Origin of the sequence: Enterococcus sp. DIV2379 (assembly GCF_050542965.1) — a bacterium.
GTDB classification, from domain to species: Bacteria; Bacillota; Bacilli; order Lactobacillales; family Enterococcaceae; genus Enterococcus_D; species Enterococcus_D entomosocium.
Genome location: NZ_CP172938.1, coordinates 1,132,948 through 1,154,409 on the forward strand (window position 1 = coordinate 1,132,948; position 21,462 = coordinate 1,154,409).

20 protein-coding genes and 1 riboswitch are annotated in these 21,462 nt (G+C 42.6%); of the genes, 15 read left to right on the forward strand and 5 right to left on the reverse strand.

All coding sequences use genetic code 11. The features are described from left to right. Positions 1 to 328: 328 nt before the first annotated feature. Positions 329 to 1,489, reverse strand: a complete 1,161-nt coding sequence (locus IGI92_RS05240) for a hydroxymethylglutaryl-CoA synthase (protein ID WP_005237144.1) — start codon at positions 1,487 to 1,489, stop codon at positions 329 to 331. 192 nt (positions 1,490 to 1,681) lie between these two features. Between IGI92_RS05240 and IGI92_RS05245 the strand changes: the two genes are divergently transcribed. Beyond that, the gene (locus IGI92_RS05245) at positions 1,682 to 4,156 is read left to right on the forward strand and encodes a hydroxymethylglutaryl-CoA reductase, degradative (RefSeq protein WP_430608221.1); all 2,475 of its coding nucleotides are present in this window, start codon (positions 1,682 to 1,684) and stop codon (positions 4,154 to 4,156) included. Positions 4,157 to 4,194: 38 nt separating this feature from the next. Here the strand turns inward: IGI92_RS05245 and IGI92_RS05250 are convergent, their stop codons facing one another. The 3 genes from IGI92_RS05250 to IGI92_RS05260 form a co-directional block, all read right to left on the reverse strand. After that, the gene (locus tag IGI92_RS05250) at positions 4,195 to 4,899 is read right to left on the reverse strand and encodes a hypothetical protein (protein WP_005237132.1); all 705 of its coding nucleotides are present in this window, start codon (positions 4,897 to 4,899) and stop codon (positions 4,195 to 4,197) included. A gap of 114 nt (positions 4,900 to 5,013) precedes the next feature. Next, positions 5,014 to 5,295, reverse strand: coding sequence for a hypothetical protein (locus tag IGI92_RS05255; protein ID WP_016613070.1), 282 nt, complete (start codon positions 5,293 to 5,295; stop codon positions 5,014 to 5,016). Positions 5,296 to 5,320: 25 nt separating this feature from the next. Further along, positions 5,321 to 6,166, reverse strand: a complete 846-nt coding sequence (locus IGI92_RS05260) for an aldo/keto reductase (RefSeq protein ID WP_016613071.1) — start codon at positions 6,164 to 6,166, stop codon at positions 5,321 to 5,323. Between the two features lie 162 nt (positions 6,167 to 6,328). Between IGI92_RS05260 and IGI92_RS05265 the strand changes: the two genes are divergently transcribed. Further along, positions 6,329 to 7,333 (forward strand): nucleoid-associated protein, encoded by a 1,005-nt coding sequence (locus IGI92_RS05265; protein ID WP_430608222.1) that lies wholly within the window; start codon positions 6,329 to 6,331, stop codon positions 7,331 to 7,333. A gap of 128 nt (positions 7,334 to 7,461) precedes the next feature. Here the strand turns inward: IGI92_RS05265 and IGI92_RS05270 are convergent, their stop codons facing one another. Beyond that, complete coding sequence (locus tag IGI92_RS05270) at positions 7,462 to 7,821, reverse strand: YxeA family protein (protein WP_086332196.1); 360 nt, start codon at positions 7,819 to 7,821, stop codon at positions 7,462 to 7,464. Positions 7,822 to 8,065: 244 nt separating this feature from the next. Between IGI92_RS05270 and tuf the strand changes: the two genes are divergently transcribed. The 13 genes from tuf (at position 8,066) to IGI92_RS05335 (ending at position 21,199) form a co-directional block, all read left to right on the forward strand. Continuing rightward, a complete protein-coding gene (gene tuf / locus IGI92_RS05275) occupies positions 8,066 to 9,253 on the forward strand; it encodes an elongation factor Tu (RefSeq protein ID WP_005237121.1) in 1,188 nt (395 codons plus the stop codon). A 215-nt stretch (positions 9,254 to 9,468) separates the two neighbouring features. Further along, entirely contained in the window at positions 9,469 to 10,098 is a 630-nt protein-coding gene (locus IGI92_RS05280; RefSeq protein WP_196044174.1) for a lysozyme family protein, read from the forward strand. 157 nt (positions 10,099 to 10,255) lie between these two features. After that, positions 10,256 to 12,091 (forward strand): DNA primase, encoded by a 1,836-nt coding sequence (dnaG, locus tag IGI92_RS05285; protein WP_430608223.1) that lies wholly within the window; start codon positions 10,256 to 10,258, stop codon positions 12,089 to 12,091. Positions 12,092 to 12,114: 23 nt separating this feature from the next. Beyond that, a complete protein-coding gene (gene rpoD / locus IGI92_RS05290) occupies positions 12,115 to 13,221 on the forward strand; it encodes an RNA polymerase sigma factor RpoD (protein ID WP_005229298.1) in 1,107 nt (368 codons plus the stop codon). 309 nt (positions 13,222 to 13,530) lie between these two features. Further along, positions 13,531 to 15,420 (forward strand): cell division site-positioning protein MapZ family protein, encoded by a 1,890-nt coding sequence (locus IGI92_RS05295; protein ID WP_430608225.1) that lies wholly within the window; start codon positions 13,531 to 13,533, stop codon positions 15,418 to 15,420. A gap of 118 nt (positions 15,421 to 15,538) precedes the next feature. Further along, entirely contained in the window at positions 15,539 to 16,246 is a 708-nt protein-coding gene (locus IGI92_RS05300) for an AzlC family ABC transporter permease (protein ID WP_008381022.1), read from the forward strand. Further along, the gene (locus tag IGI92_RS05305; RefSeq protein ID WP_008381024.1) at positions 16,239 to 16,556 is read left to right on the forward strand and encodes an AzlD domain-containing protein; all 318 of its coding nucleotides are present in this window, start codon (positions 16,239 to 16,241) and stop codon (positions 16,554 to 16,556) included. Before IGI92_RS05300 ends, IGI92_RS05305 begins: the two co-directional genes overlap by 8 nt. 34 nt (positions 16,557 to 16,590) lie before the next feature. Further along, positions 16,591 to 17,454 (forward strand): CvfB family protein, encoded by an 864-nt coding sequence (locus IGI92_RS05310; RefSeq protein ID WP_008381026.1) that lies wholly within the window; start codon positions 16,591 to 16,593, stop codon positions 17,452 to 17,454. Between the two features lie 109 nt (positions 17,455 to 17,563). After that, entirely contained in the window at positions 17,564 to 18,016 is a 453-nt protein-coding gene (locus IGI92_RS05315; protein ID WP_005237105.1) for a Fur family transcriptional regulator, read from the forward strand. A gap of 232 nt (positions 18,017 to 18,248) precedes the next feature. Then, the gene (gene xerD, locus IGI92_RS05320; RefSeq protein WP_005237104.1) at positions 18,249 to 19,139 is read left to right on the forward strand and encodes a site-specific tyrosine recombinase XerD; all 891 of its coding nucleotides are present in this window, start codon (positions 18,249 to 18,251) and stop codon (positions 19,137 to 19,139) included. A 14-nt stretch (positions 19,140 to 19,153) separates the two neighbouring features. After that, positions 19,154 to 19,903, forward strand: coding sequence for a segregation/condensation protein A (locus tag IGI92_RS05325; RefSeq protein ID WP_008381030.1), 750 nt, complete (start codon positions 19,154 to 19,156; stop codon positions 19,901 to 19,903). Further along, the gene (gene scpB / locus IGI92_RS05330; RefSeq protein ID WP_016613078.1) at positions 19,896 to 20,480 is read left to right on the forward strand and encodes an SMC-Scp complex subunit ScpB; all 585 of its coding nucleotides are present in this window, start codon (positions 19,896 to 19,898) and stop codon (positions 20,478 to 20,480) included. Before IGI92_RS05325 ends, scpB begins: the two co-directional genes overlap by 8 nt. 2 nt (positions 20,481 to 20,482) lie before the next feature. Beyond that, on the forward strand, positions 20,483 to 21,199 hold the full coding sequence (locus IGI92_RS05335) for a pseudouridine synthase (protein WP_034872188.1): 717 nt from the start codon (positions 20,483 to 20,485) through the stop codon (positions 21,197 to 21,199). 79 nt (positions 21,200 to 21,278) lie between these two features. Further along, positions 21,279 to 21,403: riboswitch (FMN riboswitch) on the forward strand. Positions 21,404 to 21,462 lie beyond the last annotated feature (59 nt).

The following is a 21,462-nucleotide window of genomic DNA, read 5'->3' on the forward strand; positions in this document are numbered from 1 at the left end:
TCATAGATACAAACAAAACTCGTTTTGCGGTTTGCATCCATAATGTGTTATGAATACAAACTATCTAAAGTAGCTAAAGTAAAAGATATTCAGTTGTGGGGACACGGTCGTTTTTAACATAAAAAAGTTCCTCCATACTTGAATTGTTTTTAGTATAGACAAAAAAAAGCGGACTGTCAAATGTTTTTCCTGAATTATCTGAAAATTTTTGAATAACAATCAGAAAAAGTCTGAAAAAGATGCTTTGTTTCAACAAATTAAAAAGAAAGAAAAAAACTTTGTTTCATCAAGCTTTCTTGCTTGAAAATAAACAAAGTTTTTCTTAACATCACTCGTTTTCTTCTTTATAATAACGAATGGTATTTTTTATTTCACGAATACTGTAAAGCAGATCATCCTCAAAGGATTGATCTTGATCAATATCGATGGTCTCATTGAACATTGCTTCGTATTCAGCGATCGTTAGTTTTTGACGGGCATCAAGTAACGTTTGGTGAGCAGCTTGTGCTAACTGTTTTTCATAACCGGGTACCAATACGCCGCTGAAAAATTCAGCAACCGCTCCTGAGCCGTAACTAAACAGTCCTATCCGATCATTGGCTTGCAAGCTGGAGGAATTTTCCAATAAAGAGATCAAGCCTAGGTACAATGAACCCGTATACAAGTTGCCGGTACGACGACTGTAAACGATCGATTCTTCATAGCGAGCCATCAGGCGTTCTTGTTGCGTTTCTTCTTCTTCGGCAAAAACAGCCAATAAGGCTTTTTTTCCCATTTTTGTATAAGGAATATGGAAACTCAATGCAGCGTAATCTTTTGCTGTGCGTTGCGTTTTTTCGCAATGGGCTTGCCAAACTTGTTTAAAGGAATCGATATAGACGGCATTTGACAAGTGGCCATCTACCATTGGATATTGATGACCAACGGGACGCCAAAAATCATAAATGTCTTGCGTCAACATCAAATTATCGTTATCCAACTGCAAAATCGCTGGATCTGCAGAGATCAGCATAGCAACTGCACCTACGCCTTGAGTGGGCTCTCCACCGGAAGCTAAGCCATACCGGGCGATGTCTGAAGCCACCACCAAAACTTTGCTTTGTGGATTGGCTTGTACGTGGGCTTTAGCAAACTGTAAGCCTGCTGTTGCGCCATAACACGCTTCTTTGATTTCAAAGGAGCGGGCAAATGGTTGAATACCCAATAGGCGATGCAAAACCACTGCCGAAGCCTTTGATTCATCGATGCCGGATTCTGTGCCGACGATCACCATATCAATTGCTTGTAAATCTTCTTTTGTGAGGATATCTTTTGCCGCATGCATGGCAAAGGTGACGATATCTTGCGTTTTTTTATTGACCGCCATTTGATCTTGACCGATCCCGATCGTAAATTTATTTGGGTCGACCTCTCGGGCGTGAGCTAGATCAACCATATCTATAAAATAGGGGGGGACATAAAAATTTATTTTATCAATACCAACGTTCATTCCGTCGCTCCTTTATGTTCTACGTACTTAGTAGGCTACACGTTCTAAGGTATCATATTTTTTGAAAAAAATGAAAAAGAATTGATTAGAATTTAAACTTTATTAAAGAAAGTAGAAAAGGGCACAGCAAGCTGATGTGGGGTATTCTTTTTTGGAGGATTTAATGATATATTTCAAGAGGAGGTGACGTACGTGGAAGAAGTTGTCATTATCGACGCACTAAGAACGCCAATTGGCAAATACCATGGGTCATTAAAAGAATATTCAGCAGTAGAGTTAGGAACAATTGCTGCGAAAGCCTTGTTGGCAAGAAACCAACAAGCAAAAGAACATATCGCACAAGTGATTATCGGAAATGTCCTGCAAGCAGGCAGTGGGCAAAATCCAAGTCGCCAAGTTTCCCTGCAAAGTGGGCTTTCTTCAGATATTCCAGCCTCAACGATCAACGAAGTTTGCGGTTCGGGAATGAAAGCGATTCTAATGGGCATGGAGCAAATTCAGTTAAACAAGGCATCAGTCGTCTTGACTGGTGGGATCGAAAGTATGACGAATGCGCCGCTATTCAGTTATTATAACAAGGCGGATGATCAGTATTCAAATCCAGTATCAACAATGATGCATGATGGCTTAACAGACGCTTTTAGCAGCAAACCGATGGGCTTAACGGCTGAAACTGTTGCAGAAAGATATGGCATCACTCGACAAGAACAAGATGAATTTGCCTACCACTCCCAAATGAAGGCTGCCAAAGCACAAGCGGAAAAGAAATTTGAGCAAGAGATCGTACCCGTGACCGAAAAGTCTGCTACCGTTTCCCAGGATGAAGGCATTCGCGCCGCTACGACAGTCGAAAAATTAGCTGAACTAAAAACGGTTTTCAAAAAGGACGGTACGGTGACTGCTGGGAATGCCTCAACCATCAATGATGGGGCTGCCATGGTCTTGATCGCCTCAAAAAGCTATTGTGAGGAGCATCAGATTCCTTATCTGGCAGTGATCAAAGAGATCGTTGAAGTTGGCTTTGCCCCAGAGATCATGGGAATCTCACCAATCAAAGCAATCGATACTTTGCTGAAAAAGCAAGCACTGTCGATTGAAGATATCGGTATTTTTGAAATCAATGAAGCCTTTGCAGCTTCCTCGATCGTAGTAGAACGTGAACTTGGTTTGGATCCCAAGAAAGTCAACCGTTACGGTGGGGGCATTTCCCTTGGCCATGCGATTGGAGCAACCGGTGCTCGGATCGCAACGACCGTCGCTTATCAGCTAAAAGACACACAAGAACGTTATGGGATCGCCTCTTTATGTGTCGGTGGCGGGTTAGGGCTAGCGATGCTGTTAGAAAACCCTTCGGCGGCAGCAAGTCAAACCGATTTTCATGAAGAGTCGGCATCAGAAAAAACAGAAAAAAAAAAGTTTTACGCCCTTACGCCTAACGAACGACTAACCTTTCTTGAAGCACAAGGGGCGATCACAGCAGCCGAATCCTTGGTTTTTCAAGAAATGGCATTAGACAAGGAAATTTCCAATCACTTGATCGAAAACCAGATCAGTGAAGTGGAGATTCCCTTAGGTGTGGGGTTGAATCTGCAAGTGAATGGCAAGAGATACAATGTCCCGTTAGCCACAGAAGAACCTTCTGTGATTGCAGCGATGAGCAATGGAGCAAAAATGGCTGGGCCCATTACAACGACCAGTCAAGAACGTTTGCTTCGAGGCCAGATCGTCTTTATGACTGTTCAGGACCCGGATGCCATTTTGGCAAAAGTCAACACAGAGCAAGCGGCGATTTTTGCAGTGGCGAACGCGGCGTATCCCTCGATCGTAAAACGCGGTGGGGGCTTACGACGAGTGATTAGTCGGAACTTCTCGCCAACAGAATCTGAATTAGCAACAGCCTATGTCTCAATCGATTTGTTGGTTGATGTCAAAGATGCCATGGGCGCCAACATCATCAATTCGATTTTAGAAGGAGTGGCCGACCTCTTTCGGAAGTGGTTCCCAGAAGAAGAAATTCTCTTTAGTATTTTAAGTAATCTTGCCACGGAATCGTTAGTAACAGCCACTTGCTCCGTGCCTTTTGACAAACTGAGCAAGATCGGAAAGGGTAGACAGGTTGCCGAAAAAATCGTTCATGCAGCTGATTTTGCCAAGATTGATCCATATCGTGCCGCCACCCATAACAAAGGGATCATGAATGGCGTTGAAGCGCTGATTTTGGCTACCGGAAATGACACTCGCGCCGTTTCGGCAGCTTGTCATGGCTATGCTGCCCGTAATGGTCGCATGCAAGGGCTGACTTCTTGGAAAATAGTAGAAGACTGTTTGATTGGTAGTATCACACTTCCGTTGGCGATCGCCACAGTCGGGGGTGCCACAAAAGTATTGCCAAAAGCCCAAGCGGCGTTGGCTTTGACCGGTGTTGAAACGGCGAGTGAGTTAGCTTCGCTGGCGGCAAGTGTCGGGTTGGCTCAGAATCTGGCAGCTTTGCGGGCATTGGTTTCAGAAGGAATTCAGCAAGGCCATATGAGCATGCAAGCCCGTTCATTAGCTATTTCAGTTGGGGCAAAAGGAACTGAGATCGATCAGCTGGCAGCTAAGCTGCGAGCGGCGAGTCAAATGAACCAAGAGCAAGCCCGTAAATTTTTAACAGAAATACGCAACTAAAAAAGGTTCTCTAGGGAAATTCCTAGAGAACCTTTTGTTTATCGTTTAGAAATCGCCGTGTGGGCATACGCCTCGATCAATGGAATGACTTCTAGTTTTACTTTGTATTTGCGTTCTAGAGCGGTTTCGATGGTAAAAGTATCACTTTCTGTTTCAGAAATTGTTGCTAGAACACGATCTTCTTTCGGGGAAGCTTCGATCACGGTCGTTTCTCCTGAAGATTGTTTTGCAGAAAATTTAGGGAATGCTGCGATTTTTTCGGCAAATGCTGAAAAAGTCATGGATTCGTCAGAATCATCAGCCGTTGATTTTTCCACTTCTTTAGTTTTAGTTGATGCAGGTATAGTTGGTGCCGTTTCTTCCTTCACTTCTGCTGGTTCTTTCGCAGGAGCGGAGGTAGGTGCCGCACTTTCTTGCGGATTGGTCGGTAACCAGTAAGCAGCGATCTCATCGACTAAGTTGTCGCTGAAACGATCAAGTAAGCCAGCTTCTAAGCGTTGAATTCGTTTCACGACGATTTTGAAGTTCTCATCTAAAGGAACAGCGATTTTTTGTTCTTTGGGTGTTTCCTTCAACAATTCAATCAATAATTCCTCTTGATTTTTAGGATTGATATAAACAGTTGTCGGAAGGTCGAACTTATCTGCTGTTTTGCGCTCGATCGCTGTAAACAACTGTTGTCGAGCTGTTTCATAAGACGGGCGGAATTGTTGTTTCAATTTTGCTAATTGTTTCTTTTTCATAATCTTCTCCTCTCGATCACTATCGATTATAAGGAAAATTTGCAGAAAAGAACAGTCATTCTCATGAAAAAATACAAAAAAAATTATATATTTCCTGAAAAAACGCCAGCGCTGCTAAAGAAGCGGCGTTGGCGTTTCTACTAGATCATTGATTTGATGGTACTTAGGCATTAGGATCAAAAGCTCCTTGTCTCCAGTGGCGACTAAGTAGTTTTCCCAAAGAAAAAAGCGTACTTCCCCAGTGAGTTTCTCAGCCAGCATCTGCTGATAGTCGCTAGACGACCATTGACGCGCCGGAAAATGTTGGACTTTGTCTGGCCATACAAGAAAAACAAAATCAGCATGTAAGGCTTTTTGAACAGCAGGGGAGAGGTGAATCAAATCAGTTGTCTTCATAGGCTTCTCCTTATAGAGAGTAAAATTAAAACCCTGTCGTATCTGGATTGGTCGCTTTCCCAACGACACCATCTAATTGATCGATCGTTTTCATGTCTTCTTCAGATAGCTCAAAATCAAAGACATGGATGTTTTCTTCGATCCGACTCGATGTGACTGATTTTGGTAATGGCAAGAAACCATGTTGTAAAGACCAGCGTAATGCAACTTGAGCGATTGATTTTTGATGCTTTTCAGCTAATGCTTTCATTTCTGGTACATCAAATATCTTCCCGGTACCTAATGGGCTGTATGCTTCAAGCAATACATCGTGTTCTTGGCAATAAGTTACCACTTCTTCTTGTAACTCGCCAGGTGCAAGGAAAATCTGATTGACCATTGGGAAGATGGTCGCTGTTTTTTTCAATTCTTCAAAATGATGAGGCAAGAAGTTGCTGACCCCGATCGCTTTGATTTTGCCTGCCTGATACAGTTCTTCAAAAGCGCGCCATGTTTCTGCATTCGCTGTTTGCCAGTTGTCACGAAAGGCTACTGGGTTTGGCCAATGGATTAAGAAAAGATCGATATAGTCTGTTTGTAGTTTCTCTAAGGACTCTTCAAAAGAAGACATCACAAGATCATAGGAATGGTTCGCATTCCACAATTTTGTAGTCAAAAAGAGTTCTTCGCGGGGAATGCCGCTTTCTTTGATCGCTTGACCAACACTGGCTTCATTTTTATAGCCTTGGGCTGTATCAATATGGCGGTAACCTACTTCCAGTGCTTTTTTGACTGATGCTACGGCAACGTCGCCGTCTGGTGTTTGCCATGTGCCAAAACCTAACTCAGGGATGGTTACATTGTTTGATAACGTATAGCTGTTCATGTTCATTCCTCCGTTTTCTGTGATACCTTTAGTTTAGCAGACGAGGACGGATTTTCCAATGAATGCATCTTTCAAAAAGGAAGTGGCCAATAAGAAAAATGACGTTTGGCTCTTGTCAGTTCGCCTATTTTTTTTGTACACTAGACAAATGGATAAGGAGCGTAACTAATGGATATTTATTTGAAACATGCGATATTACACATTATTGACCGTCAAACTGGTGATCCGGTTTTTTCTCAAGTTGAACTCGATTTGACCACGGAATACATCCGCGATTATTTGACGAAAAAAATACAGAAACTTGCAACACCGCAAACCAAAACAGGGCGTTTACTCGAAACATCAATGATCGCTCAACTGGTCAAACAAGCACCCAAAGACTTTGTCGCAGCCAGTGAAGCGATCGTCCAACGGTGGTATGAAGCGTACAAGGAAAGTGAAGATGCACCAAGTGCGGATGCCTTTGTGGTCTTGTATGAATTTGATACAAGAATGCAGTTGGCGTTTTTGAAGGTCAACTATCAAGACGGCTATACGCACTTTATTGATAATGGGGAAGCTGGGATCGAAAACAATCTGATTTTGCATCGTGCCTTACTAGCAGGTAAAACTCAAAAGGCCGATGAAGGGATCACAATTGATGTGGAGAGCTTAGACTTTGAACTGATTGAAAAGAAATATAGCTTTTCAGGTGAAAAATATGCCTACTTTTCAACGAAAGTCATTGATGCCGAACCGATTCCCTCGTTAGAAGAAAACGTCAAAGTCATCAAAAAAGTAGCGGAAAAAATTGGTCAGAAATTTGAAACACCTACCTATAACGTTGTTGCCGATCTAAAAGAAGCGGTTTACGACACGATCGAAGAGTCAGGACACATTGATGTCAGTGAAGTGGCGCAAAAAGTCTTTAAAGACAATATTACCGCTCAGCTTTCTTTTCAAGAAGAAGTGGCTGAAAAAGGATTTGTCAATCAGGCACCAATGATGCGGGATGTCCGTGAGATCTCAGAGAAAAAATTCGGGAAACAAAAACTAAAATTATCTAACGGGATCGAATTGATCGTTCCTTTGGATGTTTACCGAGATCCAAATTTGATCGAATTTATCAATAATCCAGACGGAACGATTTCCGTAACGATCAAAAATGTAGAAGAAGTAATTAATCGGATGTAGGACAAAGGTCTTATGTGTGGATGATGCGGAGCTAACAACATAGAACGAGCACAAAAAAGCAGAGATTCCTCTTTAAGTAATGAGGAGTCTCTGCTTTTTTTCTGGATATCTTTGATCAATATCAGCAATTATTGATCGGTCAGTTTCTCAAGGGCGGCTTTGGGAATGTCTTCTTCAGAAACTTCTTCCCAGCTCAGAACACCTTTATTAGGATTGACCAATAATTTCAAATAGGCACCTTCTCTTAAAGGCGCGGAACGGTGCTCATTCATTTTGACCGTTTTGACTTCTCCAGAGGAACTGTAAGCGTCTTGTGTGTAACGGTAGACATCTTCGGCAACTCCGTTATCACTAATTTCCGTGTCGTGCTCGCCGGCATCCCTGATGACTGTATAGTAGTCACTTCCACCATAGTAATAATGATAAGTAGCAAAACAGCCACCAAGGAAAATTGCTGCAAAAACCAGCGTTGCAATGATTTTTTTCACATTTCTCACCTCATCTTCTATTATTCATAAAAATTGTCCTACGTCCAATAGATCGAAAAAAGCAAAGAAATTCTTAGGGATTAGCAGACGAGACATCTCACTTGACTTTGACTAATTTTGACCTATAATAAGAGTAGATTTAAACTTACAAAAAATAAGTTGATACTTATGAATTTGGAAGCGTAAATCGCAAAATATGATTCGAGTCAAAGAACGACTCAACTTTCTCTAGGAGGGAAACAATATGGCAAAACAACATTATGATCGTAGCAAACCCCATGTTAATATCGGAACGATAGGACACGTCGACCATGGGAAAACAACCTTGACTGCTGCTATTACCACAGTTCTTGGGAAAAAAGGACTTGCCAATCCGCAAGATTACGCAAGTATCGACGCGGCTCCTGAGGAACGCGAACGTGGTATCACCATCAATACTGCCCATGTAGAATACGAAACAGAAAAACGGCACTATGCCCATATCGATGCACCAGGACACGCGGATTACGTGAAAAATATGATTACAGGGGCTGCCCAAATGGACGGCGCAATCTTGGTCGTATCAGCGACAGATGGCCCAATGCCGCAAACCCGTGAACATATTTTGCTTTCTCGTCAAGTGGGTGTGAAACATTTGATCGTCTTTTTAAATAAAACAGACCTTGTCGATGATGATGAGTTGATCGATTTAGTTGAAATGGAAGTCAGAGAATTGCTGACTGAATATGATTTTCCAGGTGATGACATTCCTGTGATCAAAGGCTCTGCCTTAAAAGCCTTGGAAGGTGACCCAGAGGCTGAAGCAGCGATCTTAACGCTGATGGATACGGTAGATGAATATATCCCAACACCTGAACGAGACACTGATAAACCATTATTATTGCCGATCGAAGATGTCTTTTCAATTACTGGACGGGGAACCGTTGCTTCCGGTCGGATCGATCGCGGAACAGTAAAAGTCGGTGATGAAGTAGAAATCGTCGGAATCAAACCTGAAACACAAAAAGCAGTCGTGACAGGAGTAGAAATGTTCCGTAAGACGATGGACTTTGGGGAAGCTGGTGATAACGTAGGGGTATTATTACGGGGAATCACCCGGGATGAAATTGAACGGGGCCAAGTGTTAGCAAAACCAGGTTCCATCACACCACATACGAAATTCCAAGCAGAAGTCTATGTGTTGACAAAGGAAGAAGGCGGTCGCCATACCCCATTCTTTAATAACTATCGCCCACAATTTTACTTCCGTACAACGGACGTAACTGGGAATATCGTTTTACCAGAAGGAACGGAAATGGTTATGCCTGGTGACAACGTAACGATCGATGTGGAATTGATCCATCCAATCGCTGTGGAAAATGGAACGACCTTCTCCATTCGTGAAGGTGGACGAACAGTTGGTTCTGGTATCGTGACCACGATCGAAAAATAAAAAACAGTGAAACAGTGCTTCCATTATCTGAAGGAGCACTGTTTCCTTTTTCATGTCAAACCAGCAACAATTCCTTCATCAGCTTAGGATTGCTTGTTTTTTTCTAAATAATCTTGTGATTTTATTAAGGATTTTTTAGGAGAGAAAAAATTCTAGTCAGCCTGTTCATTTCATAGTACGATAGATTCTGACTTAGAAAAGATGGGATGTATTTGATGAGAAAAATTCGACGTTTCCTAGGATTTGTACTGAAGCTTGCACTCTTGGTGCTGCTGATTGGAGCAGGGGTTTGGGGCTATCGAAACTACACGGCATTGAAAGCTGTCTATGCGTATGAAGCGGAAATCGCACAGCAGACACAAGCCCACGACATCTCTGAATATCAGTCTTTAGCAATGAGTATCATGCTGACGGAGTCAAAAGGACAAGGCAATGATCCGATGCAAAGTTCTGAAAGTGTATATGGAAAACAAAACCAATTTGATACGCCAGAACAAAGCATCGAACAAGGGGTTTCTTATTTAGCCGAGTTGATCGAAAAAGCAGAGCAAATGAACTGTGATCTTTGGACCGCAGTCCAGGCTTATAATTTTGGTACAGATTATATTGATTATGTCGCTGAACGGGGTGGCGTGAACACCTTAGAATTAGCAGAAACATATTCCAGAGAGGTTTTATCCCCGTTATTAGGCAATGATACAGAACAAACCTATCGTTATTGGGGCATCCAATCGGTCTTTTATAATGGCGGTCATTTGTATCACAATGGCGGCAACATGTTCTATGCGGATCTAATAAAATTGAACCGATGGAAAATCGATGTTACGGCAGGGTTCTTTTCCTGATCGTCACAAAATAACTGAAGTAAAAAAGCTTGAAATACAAATAGAATATGGTAAAATCATTATGAGTGATTCCGTCTAATTATTCTTCGCACTGATACCTATTAGTGCGTTTTTTTACCTAGTAAACGATGAATACTTACCAAATGGAGGTGAGTGGATGGCACGAATTCCTCAAACGATCATTGACGACATTCGCGAACGTAGCAATATTGTTGATATCGTGGGACAGTATGTCCAGTTAAAGAAATCTGGAAAGAATTATTTTGGTTTGTGTCCCTTCCATAATGAGAAATCACCTTCTTTTTCCGTTGCAGAAGACAAACAAATTTTTCATTGTTTTGGTTGCGGTCGTGGGGGCAATGTTTACGGTTTTTTGCAAGAGCTTGAAGGCATCAGTTTTCCTGAAGCAGTCGTCAAAGTAGCAGAAATGAACGATATTCCTCTTGATCCGCAATACCAGCAATCAGAAGGCATCAATGAAGCGACCTCACAAACGAGTCAATTGATTGCGCTGCATGAAAAAGCCGCCGAGGTCTATCATCACATGTTGGTGAATACGGCTGCTGGCCAAGAAGCGCTTGATTATTTATTGGATCGCGGATTGACGATGGCATTGATCGAAGAATTCAATATTGGTTTTGCGCCGAATGAACGCTCGTTTTTGGAGAAAGTCTTTTTGAATGAACAAGCCAAAACTGAATTTTTTCCTGATACAGGGCTCTTTGTTCAACGAAACGATGGCTCATTGGCAGACCGCTTTTACCAACGAATCATGTTTCCGATCCGTAATCCTCAAGGAAAAACAATTGGTTTTTCTGGTCGTTGGCTAGCAAGCGAAAAAGTTGGTGATCAAGACCAGCCGAAATATTTAAATAGTCCAGAAACGATCCTTTTCAACAAGCGCGAGGTTCTGTTCAACTTTGACAAAGCACGCCGTGCGATGCGCAAAGATGGCCAAGTGTATTTATTTGAAGGATTTATGGACGTGATCGCCGCTTGGCAGGCAGGAATCGAAAATGGGATCGCCTCAATGGGGACCAGCTTGACCAATCAGCAGATCGCCCATATCGAGCGAGTGGCACAAGAAGTGATTCTTTGTTACGATGGAGATAGTGCAGGGGTTGAAGCGACAAACCGCGGGATAGAGCTTCTGCAAAACAATAGTCGTTTGAAATTATCTGTGGTGCGAGTGCCGGAACGGATGGACCCAGATGAGTATTTGCGCAAATATGGGACAGAAGCTTTTTATAAACTAGCTGTCCACGGCAAAGAAACCGTTTTTGCCTTCAAGATGGATTATCATCGGATGAATCGCAATTTAGCCAATGAGAAGGAGCAACTGGACTATGTCCAAGTTGTTTTAAATGAATTGCAGCGTGTGGATTCTTTGTTGGAGCAAGACCGCTATTTGACTCAGTTGTCTACAGAGTTCAATTTGAGTCGTGAGACCTTGCAGCAGCAGCTCAAGCAAAACCGGCAAGAGCAACGGACGATGCAAGATGTAGCGCCACCGCCGCCAACAGACACCCCTGTGGTCTTTACGCCGCCTACACGGCAGCAGCCCAAAACACAGGTGGAAAAAGCGCAAGAATTATTATTGTACCGTTTATTTCATGACAGTACGTTAAACCATCGCTTTCGAGCGAGTGGTATATCCTTTATCCATGATCGTTATCAACAACTGTATCTGCTGTTTGATGCGTATATGGAAACAGAAGAACACTTTGTTTTAGCAAAGTTCTTAGATTTTTTAAAAGAAGATTCAATGAAAAAAATGGTGATCGATATTGCAGATCTTAAAGCTTCTGAGGAAGGGTCTGAACAAGAATTTCAGGACATTCTGCAGGTCTTTCAAAAGTCGGGCATTGCTGAAGAAATCAATCAAAAACGAATCCAGCAGCAAGAAGCAAGACAAATAGGAAACCAGCAATTAGAACTTGAACTTGCAATCGAAATCATTGATTTGACCAAACGGTTGAAACAAGCTAAATAGCGAACTGAAAGGGGCTTTCTTTCATGGCAGAAGAAACAAAAAAAACGTATGACAAAGCAGTTGCCGAATACATCCGAGAAAACAAAACAAAGGGGCAAGTTGTTTACGATGACATTACCAATCGTTTAGCAACGCCTTATACTTTGGATGCTGATGCAATGGACAAACTAATTCAAAAACTGGAGGATTCCGGCATCAGTGTCGTGGATGAAAATGGAGAGCCTTCAGTCCATAGTTTAAAGAGTAATGAAAAACGACAAGAAACCCAACCTCAAGAAGATTTGTCTGCACCGACTGGTGTGAAAATCAATGACCCTGTGCGGATGTACTTGAAAGAGATCGGTCGGGTACCGCTTTTGACCGCAGAAGAAGAAGTGGCTCTCGCTCTGAAAATCGAAGAAGGCGACCAAGAAGCGAAACAGCGTTTGGCAGAAGCCAACTTACGTTTGGTAGTCAGCATCGCCAAACGTTATGTGGGTCGGGGAATGCAATTTCTTGATTTGATCCAAGAAGGAAACATGGGCTTGATGAAAGCCGTTGAGAAATTTGATTATCGCAAAGGGTTTAAATTCTCGACCTATGCGACCTGGTGGATCCGTCAAGCGATCACTCGTGCCATCGCTGACCAAGCTCGAACCATTCGGATCCCAGTGCATATGGTGGAAACCATCAACAAATTGATTCGTATCCAACGGCAATTATTGCAAGACTTAGGACGCGAACCGACACCAGAAGAAATCGGCGCAGAAATGGATTTGCCAACGGAAAAAGTTCGTGAAATCTTGAAGATCGCTCAAGAGCCCGTTTCATTAGAAACACCAATCGGTGAAGAAGATGATTCTCATCTAGGTGATTTTATTGAGGACCAAGATGCTACAAGTCCGGCAGAGCATGCGGCTTATGAGCTTTTGAAAGAGCAATTAGAAGATGTATTGGATACGTTAACTGACCGTGAAGAAAATGTGCTACGCTTGCGTTTCGGAATCGATGATGGCCGTACTCGGACCTTAGAAGAAGTCGGCAAAGTCTTTGGGGTAACCAGAGAACGGATTCGTCAAATTGAAGCAAAAGCGTTACGGAAACTACGCCACCCATCTCGTTCAAAACAATTGAAAGATTTCTTAGAATAATTAAGGTTTATTGACTTTCCAAAGGCTCCCTTTGGAAAGTCTTTTTTGTTCAGGTTTTGTCATCTCTCCATAGGATAAGTAAAGAACTTAATAAAAACGTAACCAAGCAAGTGTTGGCTAATTGCCTAGAATGTGATAAATTTAATTTTGTGCATCTGCACAATTGAGTAATAAAAAAGAAATGCGAAAAAAGACCCATTATTTGTCGGTCTTTGAAATAGGAAGCAGTGAGCGCGTCAAGCGTTTGATCTGGTAGGGTACTGCTTCATAGAAGGAAATGCAAAAAACAAAAGGAGTCAGTTTGAATCAATGAAGAAGACATGTCCTGAATGTGGATTTCAAGCAATAGAAGAAACACCCGTTTGTCCCAATTGCGGGTTTCAATGGAACCAAGCAAAGGAGAATGAACAGGAACTATCATCTGACTCTTCCGTTACGCCAGAAGAGCTACAAAACAAAAACGATGATATTCGCTGGTCTGACTTTAAAAATGTTCCGATTGGAAAAATGGAGGAGCACTTAGGTGATCGGCCATCCTCGAATGAAGAAACGATCGACCTTGCACAGCAAGAGGCTTTTTCTGATGAGAAAAAAACAACACTTGAATCAGAGTCTAAACAAGAACCAAAAACAGTGGAAAACTCTGAGTCTACAGAAGAACACACAATTTCAGCCAGTGAAGAAGTTAATGAGACCGATGCACTGAGTACGGATGAACAGCATGACTCTGAGATTTTGGCCGCTTATATCCGACAGCACAAACTTGATGAAGAAGCAAAGGCAGCAGCTGCTCTAGAAGCAGAAGAAACCGCCATTGATCTTTCCTCTGCTGAAGAGGAAAGTCAGATGCAAGCCAGCGAGGAACCTCTGCCGTCAAGCGAGGAGGAAGTGGTGACGGAGCCAGTTATTGAAGAAGTTGAGAAGCAGCCAGAACCAGTCATCGATCCAATTCCTGAACCAATCACCGCAGCGGATGAAACGCCACAAAAGGCGACTGCTGAAGAAGAAACGTCTTCTTCCAGTGAAAGCAATAAGAGCCCTCGCAAAGCACTCTATATTACAGCGGCTTGTTTGTTAGTGGCAGCGGGTGGTGGTTGGGCTTATTACTATCAACAGCAGCAACAAGAAACTGCCCGACAAACGCAACTGGCGCAAGAGAACCGTACATTAGATCAGATCGAAAATGAGTTGAATGATTTTTATACAAATGATGAGCGAGTGTTCATTAAAAGCGACAAAACAGCAGAACAGCTGACGGCTGTGACGAATCAGTTGGCAGATTTTCAAGACCACGAACGATACGATATCTTGTCACAAGAAGCAGAGACAATTGCTGACAAATTAGCAGCTTTGACAGAGATCAATAGCTATTTCAGCAGTCCTGCAGTTGTGGAGGATCAGTTGGAAGAAGTCTCGTTGAAAGAAGCTGCTGCTGTCACAATGGCGAAGCGTGAGAACGGGGATGCCTTTGATGAGTTGATCAATCAAGCCATCGACATGGGACAAAAAGAGTTCAGCGCGATCGAGGAAGTTCAAAATGCAGTGAAGAGCATGGTGGCTTTAAGTGGTGACGGTGAAGCACCGGCGAGTGTCACTCGTGAGAACTACAATGCCTTGATGAAAAAAATCCAAGCTTTGCCAATCGATTCACTGGTTGAAAGTCTTACGACGGAACTACGTAAAGTCGATACTGCCTTGACGAAGCGTGAAACAGCTACCCAACAAGCAGCGGCGCAACAACAAGCTGCCCAAGAAGCAGCACAAGCGGCGGCTTCCGAGAACAACGCTTCCGCTTCGAGCAGCGGATCTACAAGCGCTGCGACGCCCGCGCAAAGTACTTCTGAAGAAGAGTATGTGCTTTCGCCGAATACACCAACAAATACCAACAATCAGCCAATTATTCCAGCCCGCCAAAGTGATTTGAATGATGTAAACAATAGCGCCTGGGTGTGGGCAGATGGTGTCCAAGAAAAAATCATCGCCACAGCGATTGCTCGCGGTTATGTGGTAGAAGGCGGCTATACTTTTGAACGTGTACGAATCGTCAATGGTGAAGGCTATTACAATTTTTATGCGACAAATGCCCAAGGCAGCTTGCTTAAAGGAACGGATGATTCAGCGTTCCCGCTATACTTATTTACGGTAAACGCCAAAACTGGCTATTTCAGAGGCAATGGGAACGATCACACCATTCGCTAAGTCTCCTGAGTCACTAGAAAATTTTCAGAGTTATTACATGCACATGTGAAAAATACTTGTTTCCCCTCCTTGTTTTCGATATGATGAGAGATAATCGTTCAAACAAGGAGGGGTTTTTGTGCAGAAAATTGAGAGATATGATCGGTTTGAAGACGGGGTCATTGCTTGTGTACCAACGATTCTTGGGTACCTGGGCATTGGTTTTGCAATGGGGGTTGTGGGAAAAGGCGTTGGGTTGTCTATTCTAGAAATTATTTTAATGTCTATTATTGTCTATGCTGGCAGTGCTCAATTTATCATTTGCGCCTTACTAGCGATTCAAGCACCTTTCATGACAATCGTCGCAACAGTTTTTTTAGTGAATTTACGACACTTTTTAATGAGTTTGTCAGTAGCTTCCTATTTTAAAAAGACACCGTTGCTTTCTGCCATTGGTATCGGGACACTTTTGACTGATGAATCCTATGGCGTTTTGACGACGGCACTGCAACAAGACAAACCAGTCACAGCAAAATGGACCCACGGGTTGAACGTAATGGCTTATTTGAGTTGGATTTTTGCGACGTTTTTGGGTGGTTTATTGGGTTCATTTATTCCAGATCCAGAAGCGTTAGGCTTAGATTTTGCCTTAGTAGCTATGTTTGTTGGTCTTTTTTTATTTCAAGTAGAGCGACCGCTTAAGAAGAAAACCCAGCAAACGCTCTTGATACTAGGGACAGTTGTGGGGACCTTGATTTTATTTATGCGTTTTTCGACCGCAGAGATTGCGGTAATTGCGGCGACACTGGCAGGATGTTTGGTTGGGACGGTGACACACCATGACTAATTTTGTTATACTGATGCTAGTATGTGGATTGGTTACTTGGCTTCCGCGGATCGTTCCTTTTTTATTTTCGAAAAAGCTCATATTTCCGGAACCTTTCACCATCTTTTTGAGTTACTTACCGTTGTGTATTTTGGCGGCATTGTTGGTGCAAAATTTGCTGATCTTTCGAGAAGGCCAATTCCCCATTTTGAAAGTTAAAGAAACCATTGCCTGTATCCCGGCATTATTGGTGGGGTATTATACCAAAGATTTGATGAAAATCGTTATCACAGGCGTTATTGCTATGGCGCTGTTGCGTTTCTTTTTATAGGAACGAGCAGTTTTAAAGAAAAAGGAGAGAATAGATGAAAGACTTATTAGCATCCGTATTCAGCGGATTGATCATTGATGAAAACGAACAGAATTATTTTGTTCAAAAAGGCGGGGTTACCTTCCGACTAGCCAAGGAAGAAGGCGAACATCATTTAGGTGAAGCCGTCGAAGGGTTTGGCTATCAAAATCAAAAGCAAGAAAATGTGCTCACTACGAATATTCCGAAAAGCCGCAAAGGGCATTATGCCTTTGGTACAGTCACAGGAAGCCGTCGCGACTTAGGCGTTTTCGTCGATATCGGTTTGAAAGACAAAGATATGGTGGTTTCATTAGATGAATTGCCAACAATGCGGGAACTTTGGCCCAAAAAAGGCGACCGTTTGATGGTCAGCTTGCGGGTCGATGACAAAGAGCGTATTTGGGCTTCATTAGCAGATGAGAAAATTTTTAAGGCATTGAGCAAAAATGGTACGGAGCAAATGAAGAATCAAGATGTTACAGGTAGCGTGTACCGTTTGAAGTTAGCGGGTACTTACTTGCTGACGGATGATTTTTATATTGGCTTCGTCCATCCATCAGAACGGTATCAAGAGCCGCGCCTTGGGGAAGTGGTCAAAGGGCGAGTGATTGGGATTCGTCCAGATGGTGTCTTGAACCTTTCATTGAAACCAAGAGCCCACGAGGCGATCTCAAATGATGCCGCCATGGTTCTAACCTTTTTAGAACGAGCGCCTGAGAACAAAATTCCTTTCACGGACAAATCAGCCCCAGAAGAGATTTTGCAAACATTTGGTATTAGTAAAGGCCAATTTAAACGGGCATTAGGAACCTTGATGAAACAGCGTTTGATTGAGCAAAAAGACGGCTTTACGATTCTTATCAAAAAACCTAATTGAGAATACTTGTTTCTTTTATCGTTCTAATTTATAATGATTACAATGTTTGTCTTGAGTGATTTTCACTCAGATTAGAATCGTTATAAATTAACGGCATACGGAGGCAACTATGAACACAACAGCAGCGTTAAAAAAGACCAAGAAACAATTGCACGAGTCGGGGTTTAAATTAACTCCTCAGCGAGAAGCGACGTTGTTGGTCTTATTAGAAAATGAGAAAGACCATTTATCCGCAGAAGAGATTTTCTTTTTTGTGCGAAAAAAAAATTCTGAGATTGGCTTGGCAACCGTCTATCGAACATTGGAGATCTTAACGGATCTGAAAATTGTCGATAAAGTCAGCTTTAATGACGGTGTCGCTCGCTATGATCTACGTAAAGAAGGTGCCAAACACTTTCATCATCACTTGTTGTGTTTGGAATGCGGCAATATTGAAGAAGTCGAAGAGGATCTGCTGGGCAGTGTCGAAGAGATCGTTGAACAAAAGTACCATTTTTTAGTAAAGGATCATCGGTTGACCTTTCATGGTGTCTGTCAAAAGTGCCAAAGCAAAGCCGAGTGATTGTACTTTGGCGATCTTAAATAAACGTTTGTTATCACCCGAATGATAGTCAGATGGTTTCCAATAGGAAGAGTGCTCTTTTTTCCGATTTGAAAGAAACCGAAAAATCTGCTATGATTCGGGTGTTTCCTTGGGCAAAAGATACGGGTAGATGCCTCTTTTTTATTGGCAAGCTACTATCTTAACGAGCCAGAATTTGATATGATAAAAAAGCTGAAAGTAGAGGAAGCCCATGAACGAACAAATCATTGATTATCTTCATTATTTGACCATTGAGCGCGGGCTATCCCAAAATACCCGTGCCAGCTACCAGCGAGATCTGCAACAGTATCTTGCGTTTTTACAAAAAAAACAAGTCACTCAGTGGCAGCAGATCGACCGAGTGATCGTTTTGTCTTTTTTGCAAAGTCTGCAAGAAGCGGGAAAATCCTCGGCAACCGTGATTCGGATGGTTTCCAGTTTGCGAAGGTTCCATCAATTTTTGCGTCAAGAACGGTTTACCGATCATGATCCAATGCAGCATATTGATTCACCAAAAAAACAGCAGAAGCTGCCTGATACCTTGAGTTTACAAGAAGTGGAGCGGTTGATCGAAACACCGGATACGCGAGCAGTTTTGGGCATCCGTGACCGAGCGATTTTGGAAGTGATGTATGCGACGGGCTTGCGCGTCAGTGAGTTGATCGGGTTAAAATTAAACGATCTGCATTTAAGTATGGGATTGTTGCAAACAACCGGAAAAGGCGACAAAGAACGGATCGTTCCATTAGGGGACTTAGCGATTCAATGGATCGAAACCTATCTCAGCGATGCGCGTCCGTATTTGACGAGAAAAACGCCGGATGAAAGCCATCTGTTTGTAAACAACCATGGTACGCAACTGTCTCGTCAAGGGATCTGGAAAAATTTAAAAGCCTTGGTTCGACAAGCTGGGATCACCAAGAATGTGACTCCCCATACGCTGCGCCATAGTTTTGCGACCCATCTATTAGAAAACGGGGCAGATCTACGAACGGTTCAAGAGTTGCTAGGGCACGCAGACATCTCGACCACTCAGATTTACACGCATATAACGAAGAAACGGATGACGGAAGTGTACAAGCAGCACTTTCCGCGCGCCTAGAAATCGAGGATGGAATGGAAGAAATCAAAATAAAATTAGCTGTCTTTGAAGGACCGTTGGATTTGCTGCTTCATTTGATCAAAAAACTGGAGATCGATGTTTATGATATTCCAGTTGCTACCATCACCGAACAATACATGCAGTACATCCATGCCATGAAAATTTTAGAATTAGAAGTCGCTGGAGAGTATTTAGTCATGGCGGCGACTTTGATGGCGATCAAAAGCCAGATGTTGTTGCCTAAACAAGAGTTGATTGCTGAAGTCGAAGAGTACGAAGAAGATCCGCGGGATATGCTGGTGGCACAACTGCTAGAATACCGAAAATTTAAGTACGCAGCCGAACAGCTTTCAGAAAAAGCGGAAGAGCGCAGTTTGTATTACACGAAAGATCCGATGGATGTCGATGAATACAAAGAGGAAGAAGATCAATTAAGAGCCAATCAATTCAACACGATCGATCTCTTTTTGGCTTTTCAAAAAATGATCGAGAAAAAGAAAAATCGCCAAGTACTAGAAACCAAGATTTCTCCTGATGAAAGCACCATCGATGAAAAGATGGCGGCGATTCAGTTGGAGATGCAACATGTGAGTGCTAAAAAAGGCCGCAGCTTTGATTCGTTTTTTACTTCTTACAATAAAACAGAAGTTGTGGTAACCTTTATGGCACTGTTAGAATTAATGAAAAAAGGAACGATTCGAGTAGAGCAATCAGACAATTATGCGTCGATTCTGCTCTATCCAACAGGTAAAGAAGATGAGTAAATATAGTGAATTAGAAGCGATCTTATTCGTCGTCGGTGATGAGGGGATCGGACTTGAAGAACTGAGTTATTTAGTCAAAAGTAATACTGCCAGTGTCTATCAGCATTTGCAGGAACTAAATCAGCAATATGAAGAAAATGAACATACCGCGTTGCATATTCTAGAAGTTGGCAATCATTTTATTTTAACCACTAAAAAGCAATTTGCCCCTTTATTGAAGAAATACGCCGAATCACCGATGGGGAGTTCATTGTCGCAAGCCGCTTTGGAAACTTTGTCGATCATTGCTTATAAGCAACCGATCACTCGGATGGAAGTAGAAGAGATTCGCGGCGTTCAATCCAGCGGTTCGGTCCAAAAACTGGTGGCAAAGCGGCTGATTGAAGAAAAGGGACGCGTGGACGGACCAGGACGAGCGATCCTATACGGTACGACGGAATACTTTATGGATTATTTTGGCTTAAAAAGTTTGGCTGAATTGCCTGACATCCAATCAATGGAAGATGAACTTGAAGAAGATACACCGTTTGATCTTTTTTACGACCGCTACAAACAAGCAGAAACAGAAGGAGAATGAAGATGGAACGTTTGCAAAAAGTGATTGCCCATGCCGGCATCACCTCAAGAAGAAAAGCTGAAGGACTGATAACCGAAGGCCGTGTGCGAGTCAATGGACAAGTAATCAAAGAATTAGGGGTCCAAGTCGGTTCAAAAGATGTCGTTGAAGTGGACGGCGTTCCGATCGAACAAGAACAACATGTCTATTATCTGTTCTATAAACCTCGTGGCGTGATCTCAGCTGTAACAGATGATAAAAAACGCAAAGTCGTTTTGGATTATTTTGCTGAAGTCCCTGAACGGGTGTATCCAGTCGGCCGCTTGGACTATGATACCTCCGGTTTGCTGCTACTGACAAATGATGGGGAATTGTCACAGACACTGATGCATCCAAAACACGAAGTCGAAAAAGTGTATGTTGCCAAGGTCAAAGGCATTGCGGATAAAAAGCAACTGCTCCCATTGACAAAAGGAATTCGGATCGAAGGGCGTAAGACCGCGCCTGCTCGCTTTGAAATCTTATCGACAGACCAAACGGCACAATCTAGTATTGTGCAATTGACGATCCACGAAGGTCGCAATCATCAAGTCAAAAACATGCTAAAAGCAGTTGGTTTGCCTGTGCAAAAACTAAAACGGGAAAACTATGGTCCGTTAGATTTAAAAGGTCTTCGTCCAGGGGAATACCGAGAGTTGTCGAAGAAAGAAGTCAGCCAGCTGAAAAACAGTGCAAAATAGTTGAAAAGTATCTGAAAACGTAACTATTGTTAATTTTTAGATTTTGTGTATAATAGAACATGTAATAAATAGAATAAAGGTTCGTCTTCAGGGGCAGGGTGCAATTCCCGACCGGTGGTTATAGTCCACGACCTATTTCTTCGGAAATAGCTGAATCGGTGAAATTCCGATACCGACAGTACAGTCTGGATAAAGAAGATAGAGCGTATTTGATTTGCTTATGGCTATTTCGAATGCCCTCTTTTTTCCCTGTGGAAAAAAGA